The sequence below is a fragment of the Halalkalibacter hemicellulosilyticusJCM 9152 genome (assembly GCF_000513115.1).
In the GTDB taxonomy this organism is placed as follows: domain Bacteria; phylum Bacillota; class Bacilli; order Bacillales; family Bacillaceae_D; genus Halalkalibacter; species Halalkalibacter hemicellulosilyticus.
This window is the reverse complement of the sequence record NZ_BAUU01000002.1, coordinates 172,781-197,256: the sequence shown is the minus strand read 5'-3', so window position 1 is coordinate 197,256 and position 24,476 is coordinate 172,781. Positions and strand designations below refer to the sequence as shown.

The following is a 24,476-nucleotide window of genomic DNA, read 5'->3' as shown; positions in this document are numbered from 1 at the left end:
GGACAATATTTGAAACATGGAAGATGCAATTGCTTTGCTCACTTAACAAAATTAATAGTCATACTTTTTATTTATTTCTAATACGACATTAATGGTCTTTATCCATTATTCGATCTTCAACAATCTGGCCCGATTGCTGAACAATCGGGAGAAAGCTTTTTACTTTTTACTTTATTCCGATCACTAAGCTATCTCGTGCAGCTTCAACAACTTCTGTTGTTATCGTTTCAAGCTTATTAATTTCAAGTATCCTTTCAATCTGAGTGAACAGTCTTTGTATGAGTCTAAAGTTTCCGCCAGTAATCTTTATTATGCTAGTTATTGCTTCGTAATCGGAAAAACCCTCAAGTTTTATAGAAAGTCCTAACTCCTCCCATTTATACTCCAAGATATGATGGGTTTCATCTTTACTAAGTTTATCGAATTCATGAGCAAATCCAATTCTAGAGTAGAGTTGGGGATATCGCGCTAATCGCTTCTCAATACCAGGCATTCCAAATAATATCATTGCTATATCATTTCGATCGTAGATATCCCTGAGTTGTTCTAAATTTTGCACTTTCAATCGATCTATTTCATCGATAATAATTAAGTCGATATCTACATAAGCATCGGAGGGATAACTTTCTTCTGCCCCCTCTGTGAGTACTTTATACGCAATTTTTGCCGTATTCATTCTATATCCAATATAATTGATCTGCTCGGTCATTTTAGTCGCTCGTACTGCTGGAGCTGTATAAAAAATTGTTCTGGCTTTAAGTATTTCTTCATTTGCGTCTGAGCCTATTTCTTTTGCTGTTTTATAAGCTATTTGTTTTTCGATGTAAGCCCAATTTGAATAGTACCTTGAGGATAATGTTTTTCCAACACCGGGCAAACCGTAACAAATGCCTATGTACTTGTATTTAATACAAGCGTCACAGAACTCGGCAAACCTTTTATATTCTTTTGTTTCAATAAACTTTTGTGTTTTATTCATTGAAATACCTCTTAAGTTTCGACTTTTTGGAATTAGATTTATTCAGCTTTTCCTCTAAATCCTTTTGCTTCGACAAGGCAATTTCTTCTGCAACAGTTTTTCCAGAATCAAGTTGTTTCTTTAGATTCTTCCTTATTTTACTTCGTGCTGAAACAATATCCTTTAAATCTACTGTATAATCAGAGATTTCAGGAGAAATAGCCGTACATAAGTATTTATCTTGATAGAACACTCGAATCTCTGCAATATCTCTTGGATCATAACGAATAATGACTGATTCACCAACGTATGCAGCAAGGTTTGTATCAATATACCGCAATCCTTGGAAGTGAATCCCATCAGAATGCACCTTTCTTGGTTTTGCTACGTTTAACAATAATAAATCAAGACTTTCTAAACTTTCAGGCATATTGGGAAGGAATCCCGAATTATTCCATGCATGTATAGGCTCCTTTTTTGTTGTGCCATGAACCCTATGGTGATAGTTACTTATAATGAAATTTAGTAATTTTTCGTCTAGTTCTTTAATGGTAAGAAGTGAAGTGCAAGTCTGATTTCCCAAATAGCCGGGTAAATCTTGCAGAAATAATTGATTAATGGTTAAAAAGAATCTCTCTATTTTCCCACGCCCTCTTGGAACACCAACTGTAGAAAAGACTAGATTAATTTTTAAATCAATTGCTACTTGCTCCATATGGTTGGATGTAAAATCGCTTCCATGGTCTGTATAAAATTTTTCTGGGATACCGCATATTTGCCAATCGGGATTACCTTTTCTCCATATTGCTTGGTGTAACACCAAAGATGTATGTATAGCAGAGGGGTTTTCAAAAGATAAGTAATACCCAGCGACTGCTCGGCTATAATCATCTAAAATGATTGTTAGCCAAGGTCTTTCTGGTTTTCCTTTTTCATTTAAAACTATAATGTCTATAGGGGGTATGGTCAGCTTGCCAAATTTCGTTGGGGTAGCTTGCTTCTCTTCGATGAATTAAATCATATTGATTGTTGTATGCTTTTTGACCATCATGCGCTAACTTCTTTAAGCTTGGTGAAAGGGACTGTGATATCTTATATACTTGATAATAACTTGGTTCTTGCCAGCCTTTTTTCTGACATTGCTCACAGATCATTCGATGAATTGACGTCAATGAATTTCTTTTGTTCTTCAATATCAATTGTTCGACTAACACGACAATTTCCGGCTCCAAATGTATTTTGCCATCATCGCTTCTTGTTTTTCGAATTAAACCTTTTAAGCCCAATTGTTTATAGTCCCGAATCCAGTATCGTAGTGTTCTTTTTGCAATGCCGGTTTCTTCTGTAATGACAGTTAATGTTTTTTCATTGATAAGATAGGGTGCGATAATTTTATACTTTTTTACTGCTGCTTGCCGTTGTTCTTCCGAATAAGCTGTTAATGGTAGTTGTTCATTTTGCACAGGCATCAACCTTTCCGATTTACTGTCGTTCCAAATAGCGATAAATCGTTGTGCGAGACACACCCCACTTTTCCGCAACATCTTTAATCGTTGTGCCACTTTCAATTAAAGCCTTCATCATTTCAATATCTTTAGCTCCATACTTTTCAGGGCGTCCACCTAGACGCCCACGTGCTTTGGCAGCTGCTCGTCCCGCAGCAGAGCGCTCTTCGATCAAATTACGTTCAAATTCTGCAAATGCTGCGAACAAGTGAAACATTAATTGCCCCGTCGCATTGCTTTTGTCCATTGTTATATTTTCTTGCAGACTATGAAAGCCAATACCCCGTTCATTTAAGCTGTTCACAATTTGAATCAAATCTTGCATGTTGCGTCCTAGTCGATCCAATCGCCAAACGACAATTGTATCGCCTTTACGTGCATACTTAAGAACTTCTTCCAAACCGGGGCGTTGTCTTTTTGTTCCACTCATTTTATCGTGAAAAATTTTTGTACAACCATGTTGCGTTAAAGCATCTGATTGCAAATCCAAATTTTGTAATCCTGTTGACACACGTGCATATCCAATTAACACCAATTATCACTCTTTCTAATTTTTACTCTGAATCCATTGTAACATAAGATAAAAATAAATAGGTTATTGAACATAGAATATTGAACAGGGTTTTATTACAATTAAGACAATAAAAAATGCCCCTATCTAATTAAAAATAAGCGTGTTCAGAAAAGGACGAGTTTTGGAACAAATATTGGGTTTAAGAAATATTGACAGGTTGCTTTTTTGATAAAGAGCGCATTTTTAATTTTGTTTAGCAATCGGGCCAATATCTACAGTATGATTTTCCACCGTATTCAACGTAGTTTAAGATATAAAAATGGCCGATTTTTAACTTTGTGGAAACATTATATACAGTAATTATTATAGTATTTAACGTGCACAAAGATAAAAGGTGCATTCTATCAATTTTTTGTCGATGATACCGTAGATAACTATCTAATTGTTGAGTAACTCATTTTTCAAAATAAATGGATATTTTTTGAAATTTATAGAGGATTGAAGAAATGCACTTAAATTAAAGGGTCAGTTTGAACAACTTAATTAAAAAATTATTAATTGTACATCCTAGAAATGTACTTATTTATTTTGTTTAAGATAGGATGTCATTTTATGTGGTTTCTTTATGTATCAATTGTTGTATTTAATATAACAGCTGTTTTTGTGAAAAAAAATTTAAGACCTAACGAATTTTATGTAAGTATCCTATCGGGATTATTAGTTTCTAGCTTCGCTGACCGATTTACGGACAAATATAACATTTATGGGCTTTTTGACCTCTATTTTATTGAAGCCAAGAGTTTACTTATTTATTTAGGAATATATCCAGCTGTTACAGTGCTAATTATTGGTATCCCTTTAATCGTCCATTAATTAATAAGATTTTTTACATATTATGTTGGTCTGCTTTTTCTACCATCTACGAATGGTTATCTTTAAAAATGGGGTTCTTATATCATACGAATTGGAATATCTGGTTTTCTGCAATTTCTTATCCTTTTTTATATCCTCTCTTGTTAGTAAATTTAAAATTTATTCGTTGGTTAGATAAAAGGGAATAATAGTAAATGATTAGTCTTGATTTTCGTAAAGAAGCCTTATTTTTTCTTGATTGAGCTGGCTTCTTCATCGACTTAGCCAATCGAATCTGGTAAAAATTAGTATTTCGCGAAATATTATGTAGGATCTTATACAAGAATCGGGCGCAATTCTTGTATAAAGAGTTGTGTTTTTTTAGTTATTTAGATGAATAAATGAGAATTTTTATTGCTTTAATATTGCACGTTTGACACAAACTGCGTCCTAGTGTTTATGTTTTGGGATTGTCCGAGCATTTTTTGCAGAGGAACTCAGACACCTTCATAAAGTCTACAACAAAAACGAGTCCTGTTCCTGCACCCCATAGGAAATTCCATATATACCAACAAGCATCACGCATAAAACCACTCCTTAGCTTTTTGCTTAGTATTTGCCAAGATGAGTGGATTGAAACAGCATTTTTTATATACGAAGTAATGAACAGTACGCTTATACTGTGCATTAAATTTAAACCACTTATTCAAACAATCGGGCGCTTTTCCGGAGTAACGAAAAAAGTCCAATTTCTCAATTTTAATGCTGAGAAGTTGGTCCTTTTTATATTTACTTATAGTGCAAAATAACGCTTAAAATAGATGCAAAATAACTCCTAAAGTGACAACTATGATTTTATCAGTCTACTATACTTGTATCAATAGAGTACACTCTATTGATATATAATTAAACTAATTAACTGAAAAATTACAGAAATGGGATGAGACTACATGAAAATTGCGAGAGGTAGAGAATTACTTACACCAGATCAGAGACTTGCTTTAATGCAAATCCCTGAAGATGAATGGGTATTGGGAACCTACTACACTTTTTCCAAACGAGATTTAGAAATTATAAATAAGCGAAGGAGAGAAGAAAATCGTTTAGGGTTCGCAGTTCAATTGGCCGTTCTTCGGTATCCCGGATGGCCATACACTCATATCAAAAGCATCCCAGATTCCGTCATACATTATATATCGAAACAAATCGGTGCCACACCATCCACGATTAGTCTTTATCCTCAAAGAGAAAATACACTTTGGGATCATTTGAAAGAAATTCGAAGTGAATACGACTTTGTAACTTTTACCCTAAAAGAATATCGAATGACATTTAAGCATCTTCATCAAGTAGCTTTGGAAAATGGTGATGCCATACATTTACTACATGAATGCATAGATTTTCTAAGAAGAAATAAAATCATATTACCTGCTTTCACCACACTTGAGAGAATGGTGTGGGAGGCAAGGGCAATGGCTGAAAAGAAGCTATTTAATATGGTTAATCAATCTCTAACAAAAAAGCAAAAAACAAAGCTGGAAGAGGTCATTACTTCGCAGCATCCATCCGAATCCAATAAAACGATATTGGGTTGGTTAAAGGAACCACCAGGTCATCCTTCACCCGAAACATTTCTAAAAGTAATAGAACGACTCGAATACATACGAGGAATGGAGTTAGAAACGGTACAAATTAGTCATTTGCATCGCAATCGCCTGTTACAGCTATCTCGCTTAGGTTCAAGATATGAGCCTTATGCATTCCGTGACTTTCAAGAAAATAAACGATATTCGATATTAACCGTCTATTTATTACATCTTACTCAGGAGTTAACGGATAAGGCATTTGAAATTCATGACAGACAAATACTAAGTCTGTTATCAAAAGGCCGTAAGGCTCAAGAAGAAATTCAGAAACAAAACGGTAAAAAGCTAAATGAGAAGGTTATACATTTTACGAACATCGGACAGGCTTTAATCAAAGCAAAAAAGGATAAATTAGATGTTTTTGAGGTTTTGGAATCTGTTATTGAATGGAATTCTTTTGTTTCTTCTGTAGAAGAAGCTCAGGAGCTCGCACGTCCTGCTGACTATGATTATTTAGACTTACTGCAAAAACGCTTTTATTCACTTAGAAAATATACGCCGACGCTATTAAGAGTATTAGACTTTCATTCTACAAAGGCAAATGAGCCACTTTTACAAGCTGTAGAGATTATCCGAGGAATGAACGAATCTGGAAAGCGAAAAGTACCTGATGACTCACCAGTGGATTTTATTTCAAAACGTTGGAAAAGGCATTTATACGAGGATGATGGTACAACAATTAATCGTCATTACTATGAAATGGCTGTTTTAACGGAACTTCGGGAGCATGTTCGGGCAGGAGATGTTTCCATTGTTGGTAGCAGGCAATATAGAGATTTTGAGGAATATTTGTTTTCAGAAGATACATGGAATGAAGCGAAGGAGAATACGAGATTATCAGTTAGTTTATCATTCGAAGATTATATGACGGAGAGAACCAAAAGTCTTAATGAAAGGCTAAAGTGGTTAGCTGCCAATTCCGTTAAGTTGGACGGAGTTTCTCTTGAAAAAGGAAAGATATCAATTGCACGCTTGGAAAAAGATGTTCCGGAAGAAGCAAAAAAATTTAGTGCGAGCCTGTATCAGATGCTCCCAAGAATAAAATTAACCGATTTACTCATGGATGTTGCTTATATAACAGGATTTCATGAACAATTCACTCATGCTTCCAATAATCGAAAACCGGATAAAGAAGAAACGATTATTATTATGGCAGCCCTTTTAGGAATGGGAATGAATATTGGTTTGAGTAAGATGGCTGAAGCAACACCCGGACTTACATATAAGCAACTAGCCAATGTATCTCAATGGCGCATGTATGAAGATGCCATGAATAAAGCACAAGCAGTATTAGTAAATTTTCATCATAAATTACAATTGTCTTCCTATTGGGGCGACGGTACAACATCCTCATCGGATGGTATGAGAATGCAGCTAGGTGTTTCATCACTACATGCAGATGCAAATCCACATTATGGAACCGGAAAAGGAGCAACCATCTATCGTTTTACTAGTGATCAATTCTCTTCTTACTACACAAAGATTATTCATACTAATTCAAGGGATGCGATTCATGTTTTAGATGGTTTGTTGCACCATGAGACGGATCTAAACATAGAAGAGCATTATACAGACACAGCCGGTTATACAGACCAAATATTCGGACTGACTCATTTATTAGGATTTAATTTTGCTCCAAGAATAAGAGATTTATCAGATTCGAAATTATTTACAATAGATAAAGCAAGTGAATATCCAAAATTAGAAGCCGTTTTACGTGGACAAATAAATACAAAGGTCATTAAAGAAAATTATGAGGATGTTTTGCGATTAGCTCATTCTATACGAGAAGGAACAGTTTCAGCATCCCTTATTATGGGGAAATTAGGTTCTTATTCAAGACAAAACAGCCTAGCTACAGTCTTACGTGAGATGGGCCGAATAGAAAAAACTATCTTTATTCTTAATTATATTTCAGATGAATCTTTAAGAAGAAAAATACAAAGAGGATTGAATAAAGGAGAATCTATGAATGGACTAGCACGAGCTATTTTCTTCGGAAAGCAAGGAGAGCTTAGGGAACGAACCATACAGCACCAATTGCAAAGAGCCAGTGCCTTAAACATAATCATCAATGCCATCAGTATCTGGAATACTTTACATCTAACAAAAGCAGTTGAATATCAAAAACGGTCAGATAGTTTAAATGAAGAATTATTGCACCATATGTCACCTCTAGGTTGGGAACATATTAATTTATTAGGAGAATACCATTTTAAGTCCGATAAAATAGTTTCGTTAGATTCTTTAAGACCATTGAAACTTTCTTAACGTTGTTAAAAATAGAGAATTCGTCAGGAAAATAGGCTTATCGTTGTAAATCCGCATTTTCCTGACGCTACCCCTATTTAATGATATTAGACCCACCACATATCTGTTGGTTGTTCTCTTAATAATACTTTCTGTAGGTTGTCTACGGCACATTTAAACCCTTCATCAATTGACATAAGTGGATCCTCATGTTCAATGCTTACGACAAAGTCATAACCATACGTACGAAGAGCGCTCATCATATTGATCCACTCTTGGCTACTATGACCTAATCCAACTGAACGGAAATTCCATGCGCGTGTTTGAATTTCGCCGTATGGCTGCATATCTGTTAATCCATACATGTTAACATTATCTTGGTCGATAAATGTGTCCTTTGCATGGAAATGGTGGATCGCATCCGCTTTACCAAGAATTTTAATCGCCGCTACGGGATCAATTCCTTGCCACCATAAATGACTTGGATCAAGATTCGCACCGATTGCATCACACGTTTCTTCTCGTAATTTAAGCAATGTATATGGTGTATGTACGAGGAACCCACCGTGTAACTCCAAACCAACTTTAACTCCATGCTCTTTGGCAAACGCTCCCGCTTCTTTCCAATAAGGAATTAGTTTCTCTTCCCATTGCCATTTTAATACATCGCCATAATCGTTTGGCCAAGGAGCTACTGGCCAGTTTGGATATTTGGCACCTTCGTGATCTCCAGCTGCACCAGAAAATGTATTGACAACTGGAACATTTAATAAATTTGCTAGTCGTACTGTTTTCTTAAATGTTTCTTGACATTCTTCCGCGAACGCTTTATCTGGTGATATCGGATTTCCATGGCAACTAAATGAACTAATCGTTAATCCACGTGATTCAACCTTCTCTTTATATTCTTTGCGTTTTTCTTCGCTTTCAAGCAGTTCATCTAAAGGACAATGGGCATTGCCTGGGTAGCCACCTGTTCCGATTTCAATGGAGTCCAGCCCTGCGTCTTTCACATAATCTAGCATTTCCTCAAAGCTTAAGTTTGAAAATAGTACAGTAAATACTCCTAATTTCATCTCATAACACCTCTCCTTTTTACATTTGATCAATCACATGTGAGAACGATCCCATAATTACGTAATAAAATAGATGAAATCGTTTACACTTACTATAAAAGGTTATTGGCTATAAGTCAATGATTGATCTAGTAATCGTGATAATATTTATAAGGTTATCTTAAAGGTGCGGCCTTACCTTTTTAATATAACTTTAAAAGATAAGGCCATTTCCTACTCGTTAATTGCTAAATGTTCGTTCGAAAACTTCTTTCATTTTCGGAACAACGTAACTACTACCACCTCGGTCTTCTACTTCTTCGATCATTAATGTTAGTAATAATTCAGGATTATCAGAATTATAAGCGACAAACCACCCTGTTTCTTTTCCATTATCATCCTGAGTTAATTTATATTCTGTCGTACCTGTCTTACCTGCCAGTGGAAGGTGAGTCATATTTGCTGAATGAGCTGTTCCTCTTGAATCTTCTACGACTGTTTGTAAAGATTGGTCAATAAGCTGTGAATGTTCTTCCGTCAGAACTTGTTCTAGCCAATAGGACGTTTCCTCACCTTGAATGATAGAAGGTTTTACAATATTCCCTTCATTCATAAAAGCCGTATACATAAGAGTTAAATGTAAAGGATTTACGAGCATCTCCCCTTGTCCATACGAAGTATCAGCTAATTGTAATTCACTTGATATATCTTCATTAGCAAAAGTGGACGTTCTCATCCCATATGGAAATGGGAGTGTTTCATTAAAACCAAATTGATTCAAGCCATTCGTAAAGGCGTCTGTACCTAATTCTAAAATGATTTGAGCAAAATAGATGTTATCAGAATACATTAAAGCGCTGTTCAGATCGATCGAATGACCTGGATCAGTAACCCGTCTAACAAAATACTCCCCCCATGCTGAATCGTCTGGTTGCCATTGATGAGATTGAATCGTACGTTCTTCACTTGGATCTAGCCCCTCATTTAATGCAATAGCAGCTGTAATCGGTTTAATGGACGAGCCAGGCGCAAATGACTGTGTAAATCGATTTGTAAATGGTCGCTGTTCATTTTGCTCTAATGATTCATATTCTCCTGAATGGAACCCTATGACAAATGAATTCGGATCATACATAGGAGAGCTAACTAATGATAGTACCTCTCCTGTTTTCGGATGTATCGCAACAGCAACACCTGCATCCTCTTCGGAAAATGTTTCAACAATTCTTTTTTGTAACGTACTATCAATGGTTAAATGAACGTCCTCTCCAGCTATTGGATCTTTACGAGTGATTAAATCCTTTTCTTGACCTTCTTCATTTATAACCGCTATTTCAATACCAAATTCCCCTCGTAATTGTTCCTCAAATACAGCTTCAAGGCCCGCTCTCCCAATTAAACCATCTTCTGGATACCCCTCATTTAATCGTTCCTCTAACTGATCTTCTGGAATAGAGCCTATATAGCCAGTCAAATGTGCGGCAGCTTCAGCTAATGGATATTCGCGTGTATCAAATGGTAAATAGCTGACGCCTGGCACGGTTAAACGCAAATGTTCAACATAATCCCCTTGGTCACTTCTTACACTAATTAACGGAACAAATGTATCTGGTTGAACCCATGATTGATTGAGCCTTGCTTCAATAAATTCTTCTGATAAGCCAAACTCTTCCTCTAAAAAGGCATAAGTCTCATGCTCAACTCCTTCCATCCGTTCTGGCACTAATCCGATATCATAAGCTTGACCATTAATGGCTAGCTCCTCTCCATTTCGATCAAATATTTCTCCTCTTTCAGGCATTTGATATCGAACTTGTATGTCGTCACCAGCATTTAACAACGGAAGAATTAGTGAGTAGTTCCAATCGACTTCCCACTCATTTGTTTCATCATTTCGAATGAAAGAGATATGCTCCTCGAATTGCAACGTACCAGTTATCATATTTAATGATTGTTTATAAGGTAAATAAACTTCTGTTACTTCTTCATCTCGTTCTTCTTGCTCTTCCTCTTCTAGAATAGGGCTTTCTAATGTTAATTCACTTAATTGTAATTTTTCATACACCCGACTATACGCTTGTGTGAATTCTTCGCTTGAAATGGTCTGTTTTGCATCCTCCGTTATCATGTTATACATATTGCTATATTCTTCATTTTCCCAATAGTTCATATAAGTCTGTAATGTTTGCTCAGGTGTTGGGTCTGGCTCAGAACAGCCTGCAATTAAGAAAATAAGAATGCCCCCCATACAAAATAAACGTTTCATTGTAAACTCCTCTCTTTTTTTCTATCTATGTATAAAATTATTTTACTTAATTTATGTTCTTTTGGCTATGTTCTTGCAACAAAAAACATCCTAAGAAGAATTTCATCTTCTTAGGATGTTCCCATCAACACGCATGAAAGCGCGAGATTTATAAATTGAATAAGCGTTAACGCAAATTAGCGCTTAACAACGTTAGCTGCTTGAGGACCACGGTCACCTTCAACGATTTCAAATTCTACTGCTTGACCTTCGTCAAGAGATTTGAAACCTTCACCAGTGATAGCGCTGAAATGTACAAATACATCATTTCCACCTTCAACTTCAATAAAACCGAATCCTTTTTCTGCGTTGAACCACTTAACTGTACCAGTTTGCATGCTTTAATTTCTCCAATCGTAAATAAATTTTCTTAATATGCGGTAATCTGTTTTGCACGAGCAAATAGAAAAATTCACATATTATAAGGAATATCAACAACAACATGAGTAAATATCCCTTATAAGATGTGAATACTGAACTCTTCATTTAATTGCAATTGATGCTAAATTAAATTATTTATAGAACATTTCTTCATGCATTTATTCATTAACATTACTATACATGATTCAATTAAGCAATGCAAGTTTTTTGAAGAAAAAGTTTCACTTCTTTAATTAAGGGCACTGAAATGGTTTTTTTCAGCGGCCTCCTTTATTTGTACAGTTTTTACACATAAATTATCTTGTTTTATTCATACTAAAAAAAAATGATATTTGGAGTGATTGACATTGAAAAGATATATTCTAGTCCTCATTGTACCTCTATTGATGATAACAGGTTGTACCATTTCTGATAGTGAGGAAGACATAGTTAACGATTTGACCATTCAACAATCAGATGATAATACGAAAGAAGACCAACCTAATAACATGGAACAAAATACGTTTCTAAATCCAAATGTCAGAACAATGGATTTACAGGAATATGCAGACTATGCAGGTACATATATTTATTCGGTATATCAGTATTTAGAGAATGTCGATGAACTATTCAATGATGAGGGGACAATGAATGAGGAAAAGGTTAAAGGGGCAATTGAATCATTACAAAGATTGTTAGAAGAGCATGAGCATTATAATCAGATAGAAGAACCTGAGCCATTTAATGGTCTTTCAGATGTACATAGTGTAGCCATTTATGAAATTGAGTTGTTGCTTGAAGAACTTAACAAGATGAAGAAAGGTCAATCAAATTATTCATTAGAGCATGCACGGCGCCATTACGAAAATGCGGTTCTATCTCATAATTTAATGGAACGAGAATTTTTGTCGTTGTCAGAGGAGTATGGTTTATATTAAGAATTGTAAGAGATCACAGACAAATGGAATACATGTTGCTGTGATCTCTTATCTTTGTGTAATTATCGGTGATGATGTGTAGCATCATCGATTAAATCAACGATTTCTGCAAGGGTCGCTCCAAATGTATCAAACGGTTCAGCGAGCGATACATTGTGTTCCAGTGCTTGTATTCGATTAATTATTTTTCTATTTGTTGTTACGTGTATTTCCTCATCTTTAAATGATTCAAGTTCTTTCCTAACTTGATTGACTAAGTAATTTCGATCAGATTCATCAGACTCTACTCCAACGACAAAAATATTTTTATCTGAAATGACATGAGCATCTCTAACTATTTGAAGCTTTTCTACTCTTTTTTCGATCTCATTTTCTTTTAATGATTGAGATTGGATGACAATATGTGATTGATCCGTTTTTATTTTTTTATTTGAATCGGATCGTCTATGAGCATATTTATCTCTTATTGTTCCTGGACGGTTCGTGTAAATCCTTGCACCTTGATGATTGACTCCTTCATGTTTCATCCCTAAATTTTTCTTCGTCACTGAATATGGATTGTTAAGTATGTCATCAGTTCTTTGGCCGATACTCATAGGAGATTGATCAGGAACCATTAAATCAGTAAGTGGTCCCTCATGATTGCGATAAAACGAAATCGTCGAATTCTCTTCTGTTTTATTTGTATTTACACCTAAAGGAGATTGTTGTGGAACGGTACAAGCTGAAAGCATTATGACGAAAAATAATGCAACTAATCCTTTACGTGACATCTCTACCTCCTCCTTTCTTTATTATATAGTGTGCATCAAAATCCTTATTAAAACCATCATAGCTCCTGAAAAATCAACCAATTATCTGACAAAAAATGTCGATTTTTTTCTTAAATTTCATCTTTCTGACTTATTTCGTAGAATCACTTTTTTTTATTAAAGATTCGCTTATAATAAGTCGTATGAAGAAAAAAGGTGCTTCTATTTTGAACCCCTTTTTCTTATTAAGACATTTGGAGTGGGAATTATGATTATTGGTAAGATTGAGGATAAACGTATGGAAATGCTGAAATTTGCTAAATCTCACGGGCTAACTTCGAAAATAACCGTTCAATGTAGCCAGGAATTGGATAAGTTATTAAATAAAGTACAAAACAAACCTCATATTAAATAAAATGTGTTAAACATTTTTTAAGAAATTTTTGCAAAACCATTGCAAACATTGAGTACATTTGTTAAGGTAGACACAAATTAATACTTAATCTTACTTCAAATGTTTGAAGTGAGGGTAGAGGTGCAAAGATCATCAGTAAACATGTTGAGGAGAATGAGCTCCAAGGAACCATGTTAAAAGGGATATTTGCCGAAGCTATTGGTAGCTCATAATCCAATCGCTGGGACTGTTTTGAATAAGAGCAGGACTGTCATATAGCATGGCTATATGGAGGGCTATCTCACACATTGAATTGGTTTTGCTATTCTTTGCTAACCATCAACAATGAGATGTAACCTCATTGTTGTTTTTTTGTGCTTCCATTAGTAGCCCAAAACGAAATAGGATAAACTAAAATAAAGAACGAGGGTGAATCGGATGAATTTCGGTCGAGTAATTACAGCAATGGTGACACCATTTGATCAAGATGGACAAGTAGATATTGAGGCAACAAGAGAGCTAGTTCAACATTTGTTGGCAAATGGTTCGGATGCACTTGTCGTTGGAGGAACAACAGGTGAATCCCCAACGTTATCAAAAGATGAAAAAATCCTTTTATACAAAACAGTTGTTGAAGAAGTTAATGGAAAAGCACCTGTTATTGCAGGCACTGGTTCTAACAATACGTATGAATCCATTGAATTAACGAAACAAGCTGAGCAAATTGGTGTGGATGCGGTTATGTTAGTCGTGCCATATTATAATAAACCTTCACAAGAAGGTATGTATGCTCATTTCAAAGCGATTGCTGAGGCTACATCATTACCTGTTATGCTATATAATATTCCAGGTCGTAGTGCTGTGAATATGAGTGTTGATACGACATTGCGTCTTGCTCAAATTCCTAATATTGTTGCAACGAAAGAAGCAAGTGCTGATTTAGAAGCGATGTCTGAAATTATTGAGAATGCGCCGGAAGGTTTCTCGTTATATAGTGGAGATGATAGCTTAACATTACCAATTCTTTCAATTGGAGGAATGGGTGTCGTGTCTGTAGCTTCTCATATTGTCGGAAACGAAATGCAACAAATGGTGCGTAATTTCCAAGCTGGGCAAGTGACTGCTGCTGCAATGCAACATCGCCAGTTGCTTCCAGTGATGAAAAAGTTATTTATGGCTCCTAACCCGACTCCTGTAAAAGCTGCATTAGAAATGAAAGGAATTCAAGCAGGATCCGTTCGTTTGCCATTAATTCCACTGACAAATGAACAATATAAAGAGCTTCAATCAGTGATTCATCCTAATATGAACTTCTTTGTTAGCTAAATGAATTAAGGTAACACAAAAACAGCCTTCAATAGTGCATTGATTGAAGGCTGTTTTCAATTTGTATAGAAACCGTTGCCTGTTTGAGATGATAAAACCACTCGTATGAAGCTTTTCAAAATAGGACTGCCTTTGATTTATGAGGCTCTCTTTCTATACTCTCTTCTCTCTTTTGAGTACCACATATGTTCAATATAACCAGTACCGAAAAGGACACCAATCACGATAAATAAAAACCCGACCCCTTGATACCAAAAAATTTGTTCGTCCAAAAAGATAGCAGAACTAATTAAACCAAAAAAAGGAACAAAATTATTGAAAATAGCTGTTTGTCCAGCACCAATTTGTTCAATAGCTGCATTAAATAAAAAGTGTCCAATGGCAGTAGCAATAATTGCTGATATAGCAAAAACACCATAGACCCACATAGGTGCACCACTCATTTGTTGTATCCCTTTAGGTTCAAAAACGAAGCTAATCATTAATAATCCAAAAGACCCTATGACGAGCATATATCCAGTCATTTGTTTAGAGTCTAATGTTTTTGTGGCCAGTTTAATATAGACAAAACTGATCGCTTGAAGTAGCATGGCGATAAATATATACATCTCACCTTTGTCAATTACTAACATACCACTCCCACTTTGAATGAAAAAAACGCCAAAAAATGCAAGACCTATACCCAAAATCCTCCATTTTGTAAGTTGATCATGTAAAAACCAAACAGCAAGAATGGACGTGGTAACGGGAAGTAAAGCTAATATTAATACAGCATTAGATGCTCCTGTATGAACTAATCCTTCAGCTAGAAAAAAATGATGTCCGACAACACCAAATAATGCTCCAAGTAGTGTGTATTTCCACTCGTAAGCCGTTAAATGACGTATGTGACGTGCAAGGAATATGATGATCATGACAACAATACCAGCTAACATAATTCGTAATGATGTCATTGAAATCGTTGGGAAGTGTTCAACTAGTACTTTTAGCATAACGGCATTTACTCCCCAAATCATCATTACAAACAAGATCACACCGTATGTCATTAGTAAGGAATGTTTCATTCTATCCCTTCTCTCTCCACTCTCTATTATCTATTTGTATACGTATCGTCTATGTATCTTATCATGTTCATCGTGTATCGTACATACAAAGGAATCCCTTATTTTGTTTTGTGCCCCTATTTATTATAAATAGTCATCATTAGTCGAACATGGAAGAAGACATCTAAAAAGGCTCTTTTTAGATGTCAACGTATACACCGTGTTACTAAACAGATTCCGACATGTGTAAGCATGATTTCTCATACAATGCTCGTGGGAAAGTTGTGAGTGTCTTCACTCCCTTATCGGTCAGTAAAATCGTTTCAGTAATTTCAATGCCGTAGTCCTCATACCAGATGCCAGGCATTAGATGAAAGGTCATATTCGGTTTTAAAATTGAGAGGTCTCCTTGGCGAAAGCTTATTGTATGCTCTCCCCAATCAGGTGGGAAGCTTAGACCGACAGAATAGCCTAGACGAGAAGCTTTAGTATGGCCTTTCTTTTCAATCGCCCTTCTCCAGACTCTTTCTACCTCTTCTGCAGTCATACCTGGCTTTATAGCGTCAAGTGTTAGCTGAATCCCTTCCTCTACTACTTTAGAAAGCTCTTTCAATTTATGAGGAGCAGGACCTAAGGACATGGTACGAGCCATAGGAGCGTGATATCGCTTATAAGCTCCAGCTATTTCTAACGTTAAGAAATCACCTGTTTTATATGTTTGATCTGTCCAAGTTAGGTGCGGGCACGATGTATGTTCATTTGTTGGTAGCATTGGTACGATCGATGTGTAATCTCCACCAAAATCTTTTGTTCCTTGTATTTGCGAATGAAAGATGGTAGCTGCCACATCACATTCTCTGACTCCCACATTCACTTTGTCATATGCCGCTTGCATCGTTTGCTCGACAATTTTAGCGGCTTTCCTCATACATTCAATTTCTCGCTCTGATTTAATTAATCGGATCATATTCACCAAGGTTGTTGTATCCTTAAAAGTAGCATTAGGTAATCCATTTGTTAGTTGCTCGTATGATAATCCTGTAAAATAGTGAGCATCCATCTCAATCCCTATCACTCGATTACTTTGGCCGATCTCTTTCAATATATTGACGATAAAATTCATCGGGTGTTTTTCTTTAGATTGAACATAATAGTCAGGATAAGGGATGATATGATGATCATCCAGCCAAGTTGTTTTTGAGACACCTTGAGCATCCATTTGTCTTCCTATCCAAATCGGTTGAGCATCTTCAAGTGTTACGATCATCATTTGATGCACGTAAAAGCTCCAAGCTGAATAATTCGATAAATAATACATATTAGAAGGGTTCGAGATAAGTAATACCTCTACCCCTTCATGAGCCATTCTTTTTTTCAGTGTATGAAGACGTTGATGGTATTCCTTTAGTGGAAACACTCTCCCCACCCTCTTTCTTTTTAATGAAAAGGTCCTTATTCTTTCGTTTGGAAAGCAACTACTTTCCACTCAGTCATAGCTTCCATGGAATAGCGAACGCCTTCTCTGCCTATGCCAGAATGTTTCACCCCACCAAATGGCATGCTGTCGATTCGAACATCGCTACTATCATTGATCATGACTGCACCTACATCTAATTGCTTGATGGCTAATAATGCTCGCTGAATGTTTGATGTAAACACGCCAGCTTGCAATCCATATTTTGTATGATTGGCTTTCTCAATTGCTTCTGAAAATGTTTCAAACGATTCAATTAAAACAACAGGTCCGAAAACTTCCTCCTGTGTAATGATTGCTTCACTCGGAACATCGGTGAGAACGGTCGGTTCTAGAAATGCCCCCTCTCGTTTTCCCCCATATAAAATCGACCCACCACGTTCGACAGCATCTCTAATCCAGCTTTCAACACGTATTGCTTCTTTTTCTGTAATCATTGGGCCCATATCGGTTGACTCTAGTTTTTTTGAACCCACTTTTAAGTTCTTTGTTTCGGTAATAAATTGATTCAAAAATGTCTGGTAAATAGAAGACATGACGTAAATTCGTTGTACACTTAAACAATTTTGCCCAGCAACACTGAATGCACCTTGCACCGTATCATGGACGGCTTTTGAGATATTAGCATCATCAAAAATGATGGTTGGTGAATTGGAACCAAGCTCCATTACCGTTTTTTTAATTCCTGCTGCTGAGAATATTTTCTTGCCTGTTTTATAACCGCCAGTGAATGAAATAAATGAGATCGCATTGTGTTCAAGTATAGGTGGGCAGATTTCGGCTCCGTCCCCTGTTAATACCGTTACGACGTGTGGCGGTAATCCAGATTTTAAGAAAGCTTCCGTTAATCGTAGCGTACTAAGTGGAGTTAAGGTTGAAGGTTTAATGATGATTGCATTTCCTGTTGCAATGGCTGGCCCCATTTTATGTGCGACTAAATTTAAAGGGTCATTAAAAGGAGTAATAGCTAAAACAATGCCAATCGGGAATCGATATTTATAACCGATTCGTTCTTCGTGTCCTTCTACTTGGGCAAAGGATATAGTTTCTCCTTCTAATCGTTTCGCTTCTTCTGCACATAGTGTTAGCGTGTTTATACAACGCTTTACTTCTTTCCTTGCTTCTCGAATCGTTTTACTACTTTCCTGTACAATTGTATGAACAAATTGCTCGAAATGGTTGTTAATATAAGAAGTAGTATTCTTCAATATACGTACTCGTTCATGAAGTGGTAATTGTGCTGAAATAGATGCTCCTTCCATTGCGCTATCAATCGCTTGATAAGCATCTTCTTTTGTTGCTTTTGGGACGTAAGCGATAATTTCATTTGTTTCGGGATTACATACTTCTGTATATTGCTTTGTATCTACCCATTCACCGTTTACGAACATTTTTTCAAATACGGTTTGAATGGACATTACGATCACCACCTATCTCTTGATTTAAGGTGATTAAATCAATTAATACGGCATATGCTGTTTCCGGCTTTCCGGCACCAGCGCCGACTAATGTAATTGGGCCAGAGATGTCGCAATCATAAGTGATCGCATTCATCGCGCCAGAAACGGCAGAAAGTGGATCTGACATTGAAAGTAACTCAGGCTGAACGGTTGCTTTCGTTCCAGTGGGTAAATGTTTGATTGAACCGATATATTTCCATTTTGCATTTTTCTGTTTAGCGATCTTCATATCCTCTTCTGAAATCGTTGTTAAACTTTTAACCTGTACATCTTCACGTTTTAGTGGTACATCTAATAAGACATTAGCTAAAATCAATAGTTTATATAGTACATCGTAGCCTTCTATATCATTGGTTGGATCAGCTTCGGCATAACCGAGTTGTTGAGCTTCTTTTAATGCTTCCGATAGAGATATTCCTTCTTCCATTCGCATTAAGATGAAGTTACAAGTGCCATTAAGAATACCACTTATTTCCGAAATGGTATTGGCAACTAAGGTCGCCTCAGGTAGTCGTAATGCAGGGGTTCCACTCATCACGGCTCCTTCAAAATACCACTTTACTCTGTTTGCTTGGGCTTCATTATAGAGTCGTTTATATTCAAGTGCTACAGGTCCTTTATTTGTCATCACGACGTTTTTTTGCTTTTTAAAGGCTGTTAAGCAATGATCGATAGCGGGCTGCCCTGTACTCGTATTCGTAAATGTCATTTCGATAATCGTATCAGCATTTGTGTTCATAATGGTTTCTTTACTCGACCAGCCGCGAATAAGTTTAGTTGTTGTTGGATAAGAATCTAATGAATCATTTGATTTGACTAGTTCGTTTATTTTGAATAAATCTAAACCATTTTCATCATGAATAGACCCTTTATATAAATCACAGATTGAAACAACAACAAATGTATGACCTAGCCTGTGTAACGTTTGTTCCTTTTGAATGAGTAATTCAATAACCGTTTGACCCACTCCACCAAAACCAATTAAAGCGATCTTATGTTCCATTGGTATCACTCCTTAATTGATTAATCACAAACTGAACAAGAGTATTCATGCCGAATAAGAGTGCTTTTTCATCGAAATCAAAGGATGGGTGATGTAAAGTAGTATCGATGTGCTCTTCTTTTTTTGCGCCAATAAATAGGAATGCGCCTTTCATTCGCTTTGTGAAATGACTAAAATCTTCACCACCCATTCCATATGGAATTTGATGAATCTCTACATGAGGATTTATTTGTTGTATACTTTTTTTTATTTCGCGTACGACATCTTTATCGTTATTTAATTGTGGTTCGCCTTTCATATAGCGTAGTTGTGTAACTCCACCATAAGAGGATAGTGAATCGCATATTTGCTGAAGTTGCTGCTCCATAAATTCTCTAGCTTCTTCTGAATACGTTCTACACGTCCCTTCTAACTTAACTTGCGAAGGGATGACATTTGCCGAAGTCCCTGTAGTAATTTGACCGATACTACAAATAGTAGGCTCCATAGGTGAAAAACGGCGACCAGGCATGCTATAAAGAGCTGGTAATAGAAGAGATAGAAGCCAAATCGGATCATTTGTTTGTTCAGGGTAACCTCCATGACCACCTTTTGCATGAATCATCATTGAAAAGGTATCAACATTCGCCATAACAGGTCCAGTTGTTAACTTCACTTGACCTAATGGCAATGTTGGGTCAAGGTGTAGAGCCATAATCATGTCTAACTGTTTGATCAGAGAGGATTCGATCATGTACTCAGCCCCTGTTCGGCCGTTATCATCTGTTGCCTCTTCTGCTGGTTGGAAAATACATGTGACATTTCCTGTTAATTGACCGTTTTGAAATAATGCGGACAGCTTGTGGATGGCTCCAATCAGCATCGCTGTATGACCATCATGGCCACAAGCGTGCATGATTCCGTTATGTTTAGAGCGATATTCACAAATGTGATCCTCTACAATTGGCAATGCATCAATATCCGCTCTAAGCCCGATTCCTCGCTTTGTTCCATCCCCTATAACAGCAATTAATCCTGTTGAAGTGCCTACTAATTCCTTTCCATGGAATATTTTCACATGGGGTAAGGAATTTAGCTGCTGAATGATATAGTCAGTCGTACCATACTCTTCATAACTTAATTCTGGATATTGATGTAAATGTCTTCTCCATGTTACCATTTCGTTAAAGAGATCCATTTCATTCACCTACGACGCGAAGAGCTTGCTCAAGGTCTTCCATTAAATCATTTATATCTTCAATACCTGTTGAATAACGCACCAACCCTTCTGGTATTCCTAATTCTTGTCGCTCTTCTTTTGTATTTTCAACATGGCTAGTCGTTCTTGCAGGTCCAACGGTCGTTTCTACTGCACCTAAGTTAGCGGCACGATGAGCCAATTGTAGATTGGGTAGGAATTGTCTTACAGCAGCCATCTCACCTTTTAATGAAAAGCTAAGCATACTTCCAAATCCACTCATTTGTTTTTTGGCGATATCATGATGAAAGTGGTCTTTTAAGCCAGGATAAAAGACGGTTTCTACTTTACGATGAGATTTTAAAAATTCGGCAATTTGATGGGCATTTTCTTCCTGTTTTTTCATTCGAATGTCAAGTGTTTTCATACCTCGTAGTAATAAATAAGCGGCCATCGGATCGAGTGAGGCTCCATTGATTTCTCGATAATGGTAAATCTGTTCTACTAAATTTTTGGAGCCGCATACAACTCCACCTAACGCATCTGCATGACCACCAAGAAATTTTGTTGCACTATGAATGACAAGATCGACATCCATCATTAACGGATTTTGATTTATCGGTGTGGCAAACGTGTTATCGACAAAAACAAGAGCTCCCATTTGTCGTGCTGCTTTAGTGATTCGTTTAATATCCGTTATTTTCACTGTAGGATTTGTTGGGGTTTCTAAATAGACAAGTTGACAACCTTTTGCTATTTCATCTTCCATTTTACTATGGTTACCCGTTTCAACAAGATCGACCTCTATTTGAAGCTTTGGTAGAAATTCAGTGAATATCTTATTTGTTCCTCCATACGTATCTTTAATAGATACAACTCGATCTCCTGGCTTTAAAAATGTTAATAATGAATTAGAGATTGCTGCCATTCCTGTTGAGAAGCTTGTAGCTGCTTCAGCACGTTCAAGCGCTCTTACTTTATCTTCGAAAGCTTGAACAGTTGGGTTCGTATTTCGTCCATATATATGCCCCTTCTGTTTACCGGTTGCGACCTCATACCATTGATCAATGTCATCATACGTATAAGCAACACTATGAACGACAGGTACTTGAGATGCTCCATGAACTAAATACTCTTTCTCACCTGACCAAACGGTTTTCGTAGCATTACGACATGTCATGTCTTTCATCAATAGCACCTCTTTCTTTTTTGTTAGTACTATCATACGAAAAACCATGGTATGTAACTATTCGTCAAATTGTATGAATTTTATCATAAATAATCATACGCCTTTGACAAATTGAGATCATTAGAAAGGTGGGTTCGTTATGAGTATTTATTTAAAAGACATTCAATCCCTTTCGATATTGAATAAAGCAAAGGTTCATAGTGGTGATCACTTATTGGCAACAAAGAAAGTGGAATGGATATCCGTTATTGAGGCGCCTGTCGAGTCATTTGTACGCCAGAATGAATATGTATTAACAACGGGTGTTAGTTTTTCAGAAAACGAACAGTCTTTTCAAGAATTTGTAGAAGATATTATCACGTCAAATGCAGCTGCATTAGCCATTGCGTTTGGTCCGTATGTGAAAGAAATTCCTCAGTCTATTATCGAGCTTGCTGAAAGTCATAAACTTCCCTTAATCGAATTGGCTTGGACGACACGCTTTTCAGATATTATTAAAGAAGTAATGAACCTCATGCAACGACATAAACATGAATATGTGGAAAGAATTGAATTAATCCGACGAGCTTTGCTTGATTATATATTAAATGGTCAATCCCTATCTGTAGTAGCCCAGCATGTATCTGATTCGATTCAGTCAGATGTCATCATTGCTGATAAAAAAGGAATGATTCGAGGTCATAACAAGAAATTAAATCCTATGTTAGAAAAGGCGTGGCAACAATCTTTAAACAAGTCTTTATTAGAAGATGGACTGGAGCAAGAAACAGAAAATGATTTTCAATGGGTCTTATATGATCGCAAGTATTATGCTCTTCAACTGTCCATACAGTTAACAGGGCATGTTCAAGGCTATGTTGTGATCGGTGATTTCTCAGAAGAACCTCTTACTCCAACAGAGGAGAAAAAATGGAAAATGCTACTTGAGCATGTTACTACGGCTATTGCCATCCATTTCCTTCATGAACAGGCAGCAAAAGAAGCTGAATGGCGTTTACGTGACGATTTTGTTTGGGAATTATCGCAAGGGAGTATACATTCAACAGAATTATTACGTTCGCGAGCCAAATCTCTTAATTATCAAATTCATTTACCATATATTTGTCTCATATTGCATGTCTCAAATTTAAAGAAATCTTATGATTTACATCCTCACCTTCCTATTTCGTTTGACCATTGGCATCATGAATGTATTAGGCATATTGAGGAAGAAGCTGAGCGTACAGCTAAATCAATGGCTATAAAGTTATTAGTCACTTATCAACATAAAGAATTTGTCTTGTTTATTGAAACAAATGAGCATAATGTCATTAGTCATGCTAATACATTTATTGAACGATTAAAGAAACGGATTCAAATGCTCTATCCATATGTTCTATTAACATGGGGAATTGCTAACCAATTTGGCTACTCTTGTTTCAACGAAAGTTATTTAGAAGCAAAGAGAGCCATTGATATTGGGCGTAAACGAAAAGGAGAAGGAACAATCTCCGTTTACGCTGATACAAAGGTAGACCGTGTGTTAGAGTTGTTATTATTGAATAAAGACCTACAAGAAATAGCTTATTCTGTATTAAGTTCGTTATTACGTTATGAACAAAAGAGACAAATCGACCTCATTCATACGTTCACTACGTACCATGCGAACCATGGTAATGTTAGTCAAACAGCAAGGCAGTTAAACTTGCATAGACAATCACTATTGTATCGACTTCGGAAAATTGAAACGTTAACCAACTGTCGACTTTCAAACGCAGATGACTTATTTTTATTAGATTTAAGTATTAGACTTTGGCTATATGGCATGGAAATCTAGTATAAGAAAAACGCGACAGCATCTTTTCTTCAAAGCGTTGTGCCGAGCCTTTACAGCATTTTTTAGTTTTTATGAAAGTGGAGTTCTTTCATAAAAACAGTACGAATTTTATCGATTCTAATTTATTAGAAAGATTGTCCACTCTTAAGAAGTTTACATGTGACTTGCTGTCATAAAAAGAGTACTTCAACCCGCTACCGGATGGGGGCACGCTTTCCGCAGGCGGGCGTGGAACTAACCGGCTGCGCCGGTGGATTTCCACTTGCCCTTCATCCTGCAGGAGTCGGCCCACCCCTCTCGTCCGCTTTGATTAGTGGAAAAATAGAAATGCCCTCTTTTCTAATAATAGATGAAAATAAGAATGGGGTGAATGGCAATGGTGTCAAAAAAGTTGGAAGATAAGCGAATGCCGCGTACCAGAAGCAGTTAGAAGATGAAATTAACGTGGAAAGAGTTTCA

Annotated in this window: 18 protein-coding genes, 1 pseudogene and 1 riboswitch; of the genes and pseudogenes, 6 read left to right on the top strand and 13 right to left on the bottom strand. The window is 36.5% G+C overall.

Annotated elements, in window-relative coordinates; translation table 11 throughout:
* Positions 1–166: 166 nt before the first annotated feature.
* The 3 genes and pseudogenes from JCM9152_RS02070 to JCM9152_RS02060 all read right to left on the bottom strand — a co-directional run bounded on the left by JCM9152_RS02070 (position 167) and on the right by JCM9152_RS02060 (position 2,995).
* On the bottom strand, positions 167–979 hold the full coding sequence (locus JCM9152_RS02070; protein WP_035340313.1) for an AAA family ATPase: 813 nt from the start codon (positions 977–979) through the stop codon (positions 167–169).
* Positions 972–2,421, bottom strand: a pseudogene (locus JCM9152_RS24265) (transposase). The gene JCM9152_RS02070 and the pseudogene JCM9152_RS24265 overlap by 8 nt, the downstream one beginning before the upstream one ends.
* A 19-nt stretch (positions 2,422–2,440) precedes the next feature.
* Positions 2,441–2,995 (bottom strand): recombinase family protein, encoded by a 555-nt coding sequence (locus tag JCM9152_RS02060; RefSeq protein ID WP_035340311.1) that lies wholly within the window; start codon positions 2,993–2,995, stop codon positions 2,441–2,443.
* Between the two features lie 594 nt (positions 2,996–3,589).
* Here JCM9152_RS02060 and JCM9152_RS23080 point away from each other — a divergent pair.
* A complete protein-coding gene (locus JCM9152_RS23080; protein WP_035340309.1) occupies positions 3,590–3,850 on the top strand; it encodes a hypothetical protein in 261 nt (86 codons plus the stop codon).
* 929 nt (positions 3,851–4,779) lie between these two features.
* Positions 4,780–7,746, top strand: a complete 2,967-nt coding sequence (locus tag JCM9152_RS02050) for a Tn3 family transposase (RefSeq protein WP_035340308.1) — start codon at positions 4,780–4,782, stop codon at positions 7,744–7,746.
* Between the two features lie 86 nt (positions 7,747–7,832).
* Here JCM9152_RS02050 and JCM9152_RS02045 read toward each other — a convergent pair whose 3' ends face one another.
* The 3 genes from JCM9152_RS02045 to cspD form a co-directional block, all read right to left on the bottom strand.
* A complete protein-coding gene (locus JCM9152_RS02045; RefSeq protein WP_035340306.1) occupies positions 7,833–8,801 on the bottom strand; it encodes a sugar phosphate isomerase/epimerase family protein in 969 nt (322 codons plus the stop codon).
* Between the two features lie 220 nt (positions 8,802–9,021).
* The gene (locus tag JCM9152_RS02040; RefSeq protein WP_035340304.1) at positions 9,022–11,046 is read right to left on the bottom strand and encodes a penicillin-binding transpeptidase domain-containing protein; all 2,025 of its coding nucleotides are present in this window, start codon (positions 11,044–11,046) and stop codon (positions 9,022–9,024) included.
* Between the two features lie 176 nt (positions 11,047–11,222).
* Positions 11,223–11,423 (bottom strand): cold-shock protein CspD, encoded by a 201-nt coding sequence (gene cspD / locus JCM9152_RS02035; RefSeq protein ID WP_035340302.1) that lies wholly within the window; start codon positions 11,421–11,423, stop codon positions 11,223–11,225.
* A gap of 390 nt (positions 11,424–11,813) precedes the next feature.
* On the opposite strand from cspD, the gene JCM9152_RS02030 reads away from it, so the two are divergent.
* Positions 11,814–12,383, top strand: a complete 570-nt coding sequence (locus JCM9152_RS02030) for a hypothetical protein (RefSeq protein WP_035340300.1) — start codon at positions 11,814–11,816, stop codon at positions 12,381–12,383.
* 62 nt (positions 12,384–12,445) lie between these two features.
* Here JCM9152_RS02030 and JCM9152_RS02025 read toward each other — a convergent pair whose 3' ends face one another.
* Positions 12,446–13,156 carry a YhcN/YlaJ family sporulation lipoprotein gene (locus tag JCM9152_RS02025; protein WP_035340298.1) on the bottom strand — a complete coding sequence of 237 codons (711 nt, stop codon included), beginning with the start codon at positions 13,154–13,156 and terminating at the stop codon, positions 12,446–12,448.
* A 247-nt stretch (positions 13,157–13,403) separates the two neighbouring features.
* Between JCM9152_RS02025 and JCM9152_RS21695 the strand changes: the two genes are divergently transcribed.
* Positions 13,404–13,550 (top strand): aspartyl-phosphate phosphatase Spo0E family protein, encoded by a 147-nt coding sequence (locus tag JCM9152_RS21695; RefSeq protein ID WP_081727861.1) that lies wholly within the window; start codon positions 13,404–13,406, stop codon positions 13,548–13,550.
* 107 nt (positions 13,551–13,657) lie between these two features.
* A riboswitch (Lysine riboswitch) is annotated at positions 13,658–13,836 on the top strand.
* Between the two features lie 131 nt (positions 13,837–13,967).
* On the top strand, positions 13,968–14,855 hold the full coding sequence (gene dapA / locus JCM9152_RS02020; RefSeq protein ID WP_035340296.1) for a 4-hydroxy-tetrahydrodipicolinate synthase: 888 nt from the start codon (positions 13,968–13,970) through the stop codon (positions 14,853–14,855).
* A gap of 137 nt (positions 14,856–14,992) precedes the next feature.
* On the opposite strand, the gene JCM9152_RS02015 is transcribed toward dapA, so the two are convergent.
* The 6 genes from JCM9152_RS02015 to JCM9152_RS01990 all read right to left on the bottom strand — a co-directional run bounded on the left by JCM9152_RS02015 (position 14,993) and on the right by JCM9152_RS01990 (position 22,201).
* A complete protein-coding gene (locus JCM9152_RS02015; protein ID WP_035340294.1) occupies positions 14,993–15,919 on the bottom strand; it encodes a DMT family transporter in 927 nt (308 codons plus the stop codon).
* Positions 15,920–16,124: 205 nt separating this feature from the next.
* A complete protein-coding gene (locus JCM9152_RS02010) occupies positions 16,125–17,315 on the bottom strand; it encodes a M24 family metallopeptidase (RefSeq protein WP_035340292.1) in 1,191 nt (396 codons plus the stop codon).
* A 35-nt stretch (positions 17,316–17,350) separates the two neighbouring features.
* Positions 17,351–18,790 (bottom strand): aldehyde dehydrogenase family protein, encoded by a 1,440-nt coding sequence (locus JCM9152_RS02005; protein ID WP_035340290.1) that lies wholly within the window; start codon positions 18,788–18,790, stop codon positions 17,351–17,353.
* Positions 18,768–19,835: a homoserine dehydrogenase gene (locus JCM9152_RS02000; protein ID WP_035340288.1), complete on the bottom strand. Its 1,068-nt coding sequence runs from the start codon at positions 19,833–19,835 to the stop codon at positions 18,768–18,770. The genes JCM9152_RS02005 and JCM9152_RS02000 overlap by 23 nt, the downstream gene beginning before the upstream one ends.
* On the bottom strand, positions 19,825–21,012 hold the full coding sequence (locus tag JCM9152_RS01995) for a M20 metallopeptidase family protein (RefSeq protein ID WP_052015479.1): 1,188 nt from the start codon (positions 21,010–21,012) through the stop codon (positions 19,825–19,827). Before JCM9152_RS01995 ends, JCM9152_RS02000 begins: the two co-directional genes overlap by 11 nt.
* A 1-nt stretch (position 21,013) precedes the next feature.
* Positions 21,014–22,201 (bottom strand): cystathionine gamma-synthase family protein, encoded by a 1,188-nt coding sequence (locus JCM9152_RS01990; RefSeq protein ID WP_035340286.1) that lies wholly within the window; start codon positions 22,199–22,201, stop codon positions 21,014–21,016.
* A gap of 139 nt (positions 22,202–22,340) precedes the next feature.
* Between JCM9152_RS01990 and JCM9152_RS01985 the strand changes: the two genes are divergently transcribed.
* Entirely contained in the window at positions 22,341–24,017 is a 1,677-nt protein-coding gene (locus JCM9152_RS01985) for a PucR family transcriptional regulator (protein ID WP_035340284.1), read from the top strand.
* The last annotated feature ends 459 nt before the right edge of the window (positions 24,018–24,476 follow it).

Coding starts and splice junctions, on each gene's coding strand:
- JCM9152_RS02070 (WP_035340313.1), bottom strand. CDS start 979: ATGAATAAAACACAAAAGTTTATTGAAACAAAAGAATATAAAAGGTTT.
- JCM9152_RS23080 (WP_035340309.1), top strand. CDS start 3,590: ATGTGGTTTCTTTATGTATCAATTGTTGTATTTAATATAACAGCTGTT.
- JCM9152_RS02050 (WP_035340308.1), top strand. CDS start 4,780: ATGAAAATTGCGAGAGGTAGAGAATTACTTACACCAGATCAGAGACTT.
- JCM9152_RS02045 (WP_035340306.1), bottom strand. CDS start 8,801: ATGAAATTAGGAGTATTTACTGTACTATTTTCAAACTTAAGCTTTGAG.
- JCM9152_RS02040 (WP_035340304.1), bottom strand. CDS start 11,046: ATGAAACGTTTATTTTGTATGGGGGGCATTCTTATTTTCTTAATTGCA.
- cspD (WP_035340302.1), bottom strand. CDS start 11,423: ATGCAAACTGGTACAGTTAAGTGGTTCAACGCAGAAAAAGGATTCGGT.
- JCM9152_RS02025 (WP_035340298.1), bottom strand. CDS start 13,156: ATGTCACGTAAAGGATTAGTTGCATTATTTTTCGTCATAATGCTTTCA.
- JCM9152_RS21695 (WP_081727861.1), top strand. CDS start 13,404: ATGATTATTGGTAAGATTGAGGATAAACGTATGGAAATGCTGAAATTT.
- dapA (WP_035340296.1), top strand. CDS start 13,968: ATGAATTTCGGTCGAGTAATTACAGCAATGGTGACACCATTTGATCAA.
- JCM9152_RS02015 (WP_035340294.1), bottom strand. CDS start 15,919: ATGAAACATTCCTTACTAATGACATACGGTGTGATCTTGTTTGTAATG.
- JCM9152_RS02005 (WP_035340290.1), bottom strand. CDS start 18,790: ATGTCCATTCAAACCGTATTTGAAAAAATGTTCGTAAACGGTGAATGG.
- JCM9152_RS02000 (WP_035340288.1), bottom strand. CDS start 19,835: ATGGAACATAAGATCGCTTTAATTGGTTTTGGTGGAGTGGGTCAAACG.
- JCM9152_RS01995 (WP_052015479.1), bottom strand. CDS start 21,012: ATGGATCTCTTTAACGAAATGGTAACATGGAGAAGACATTTACATCAA.
- JCM9152_RS01990 (WP_035340286.1), bottom strand. CDS start 22,201: ATGAAAGACATGACATGTCGTAATGCTACGAAAACCGTTTGGTCAGGT.
- JCM9152_RS01985 (WP_035340284.1), top strand. CDS start 22,341: ATGAGTATTTATTTAAAAGACATTCAATCCCTTTCGATATTGAATAAA.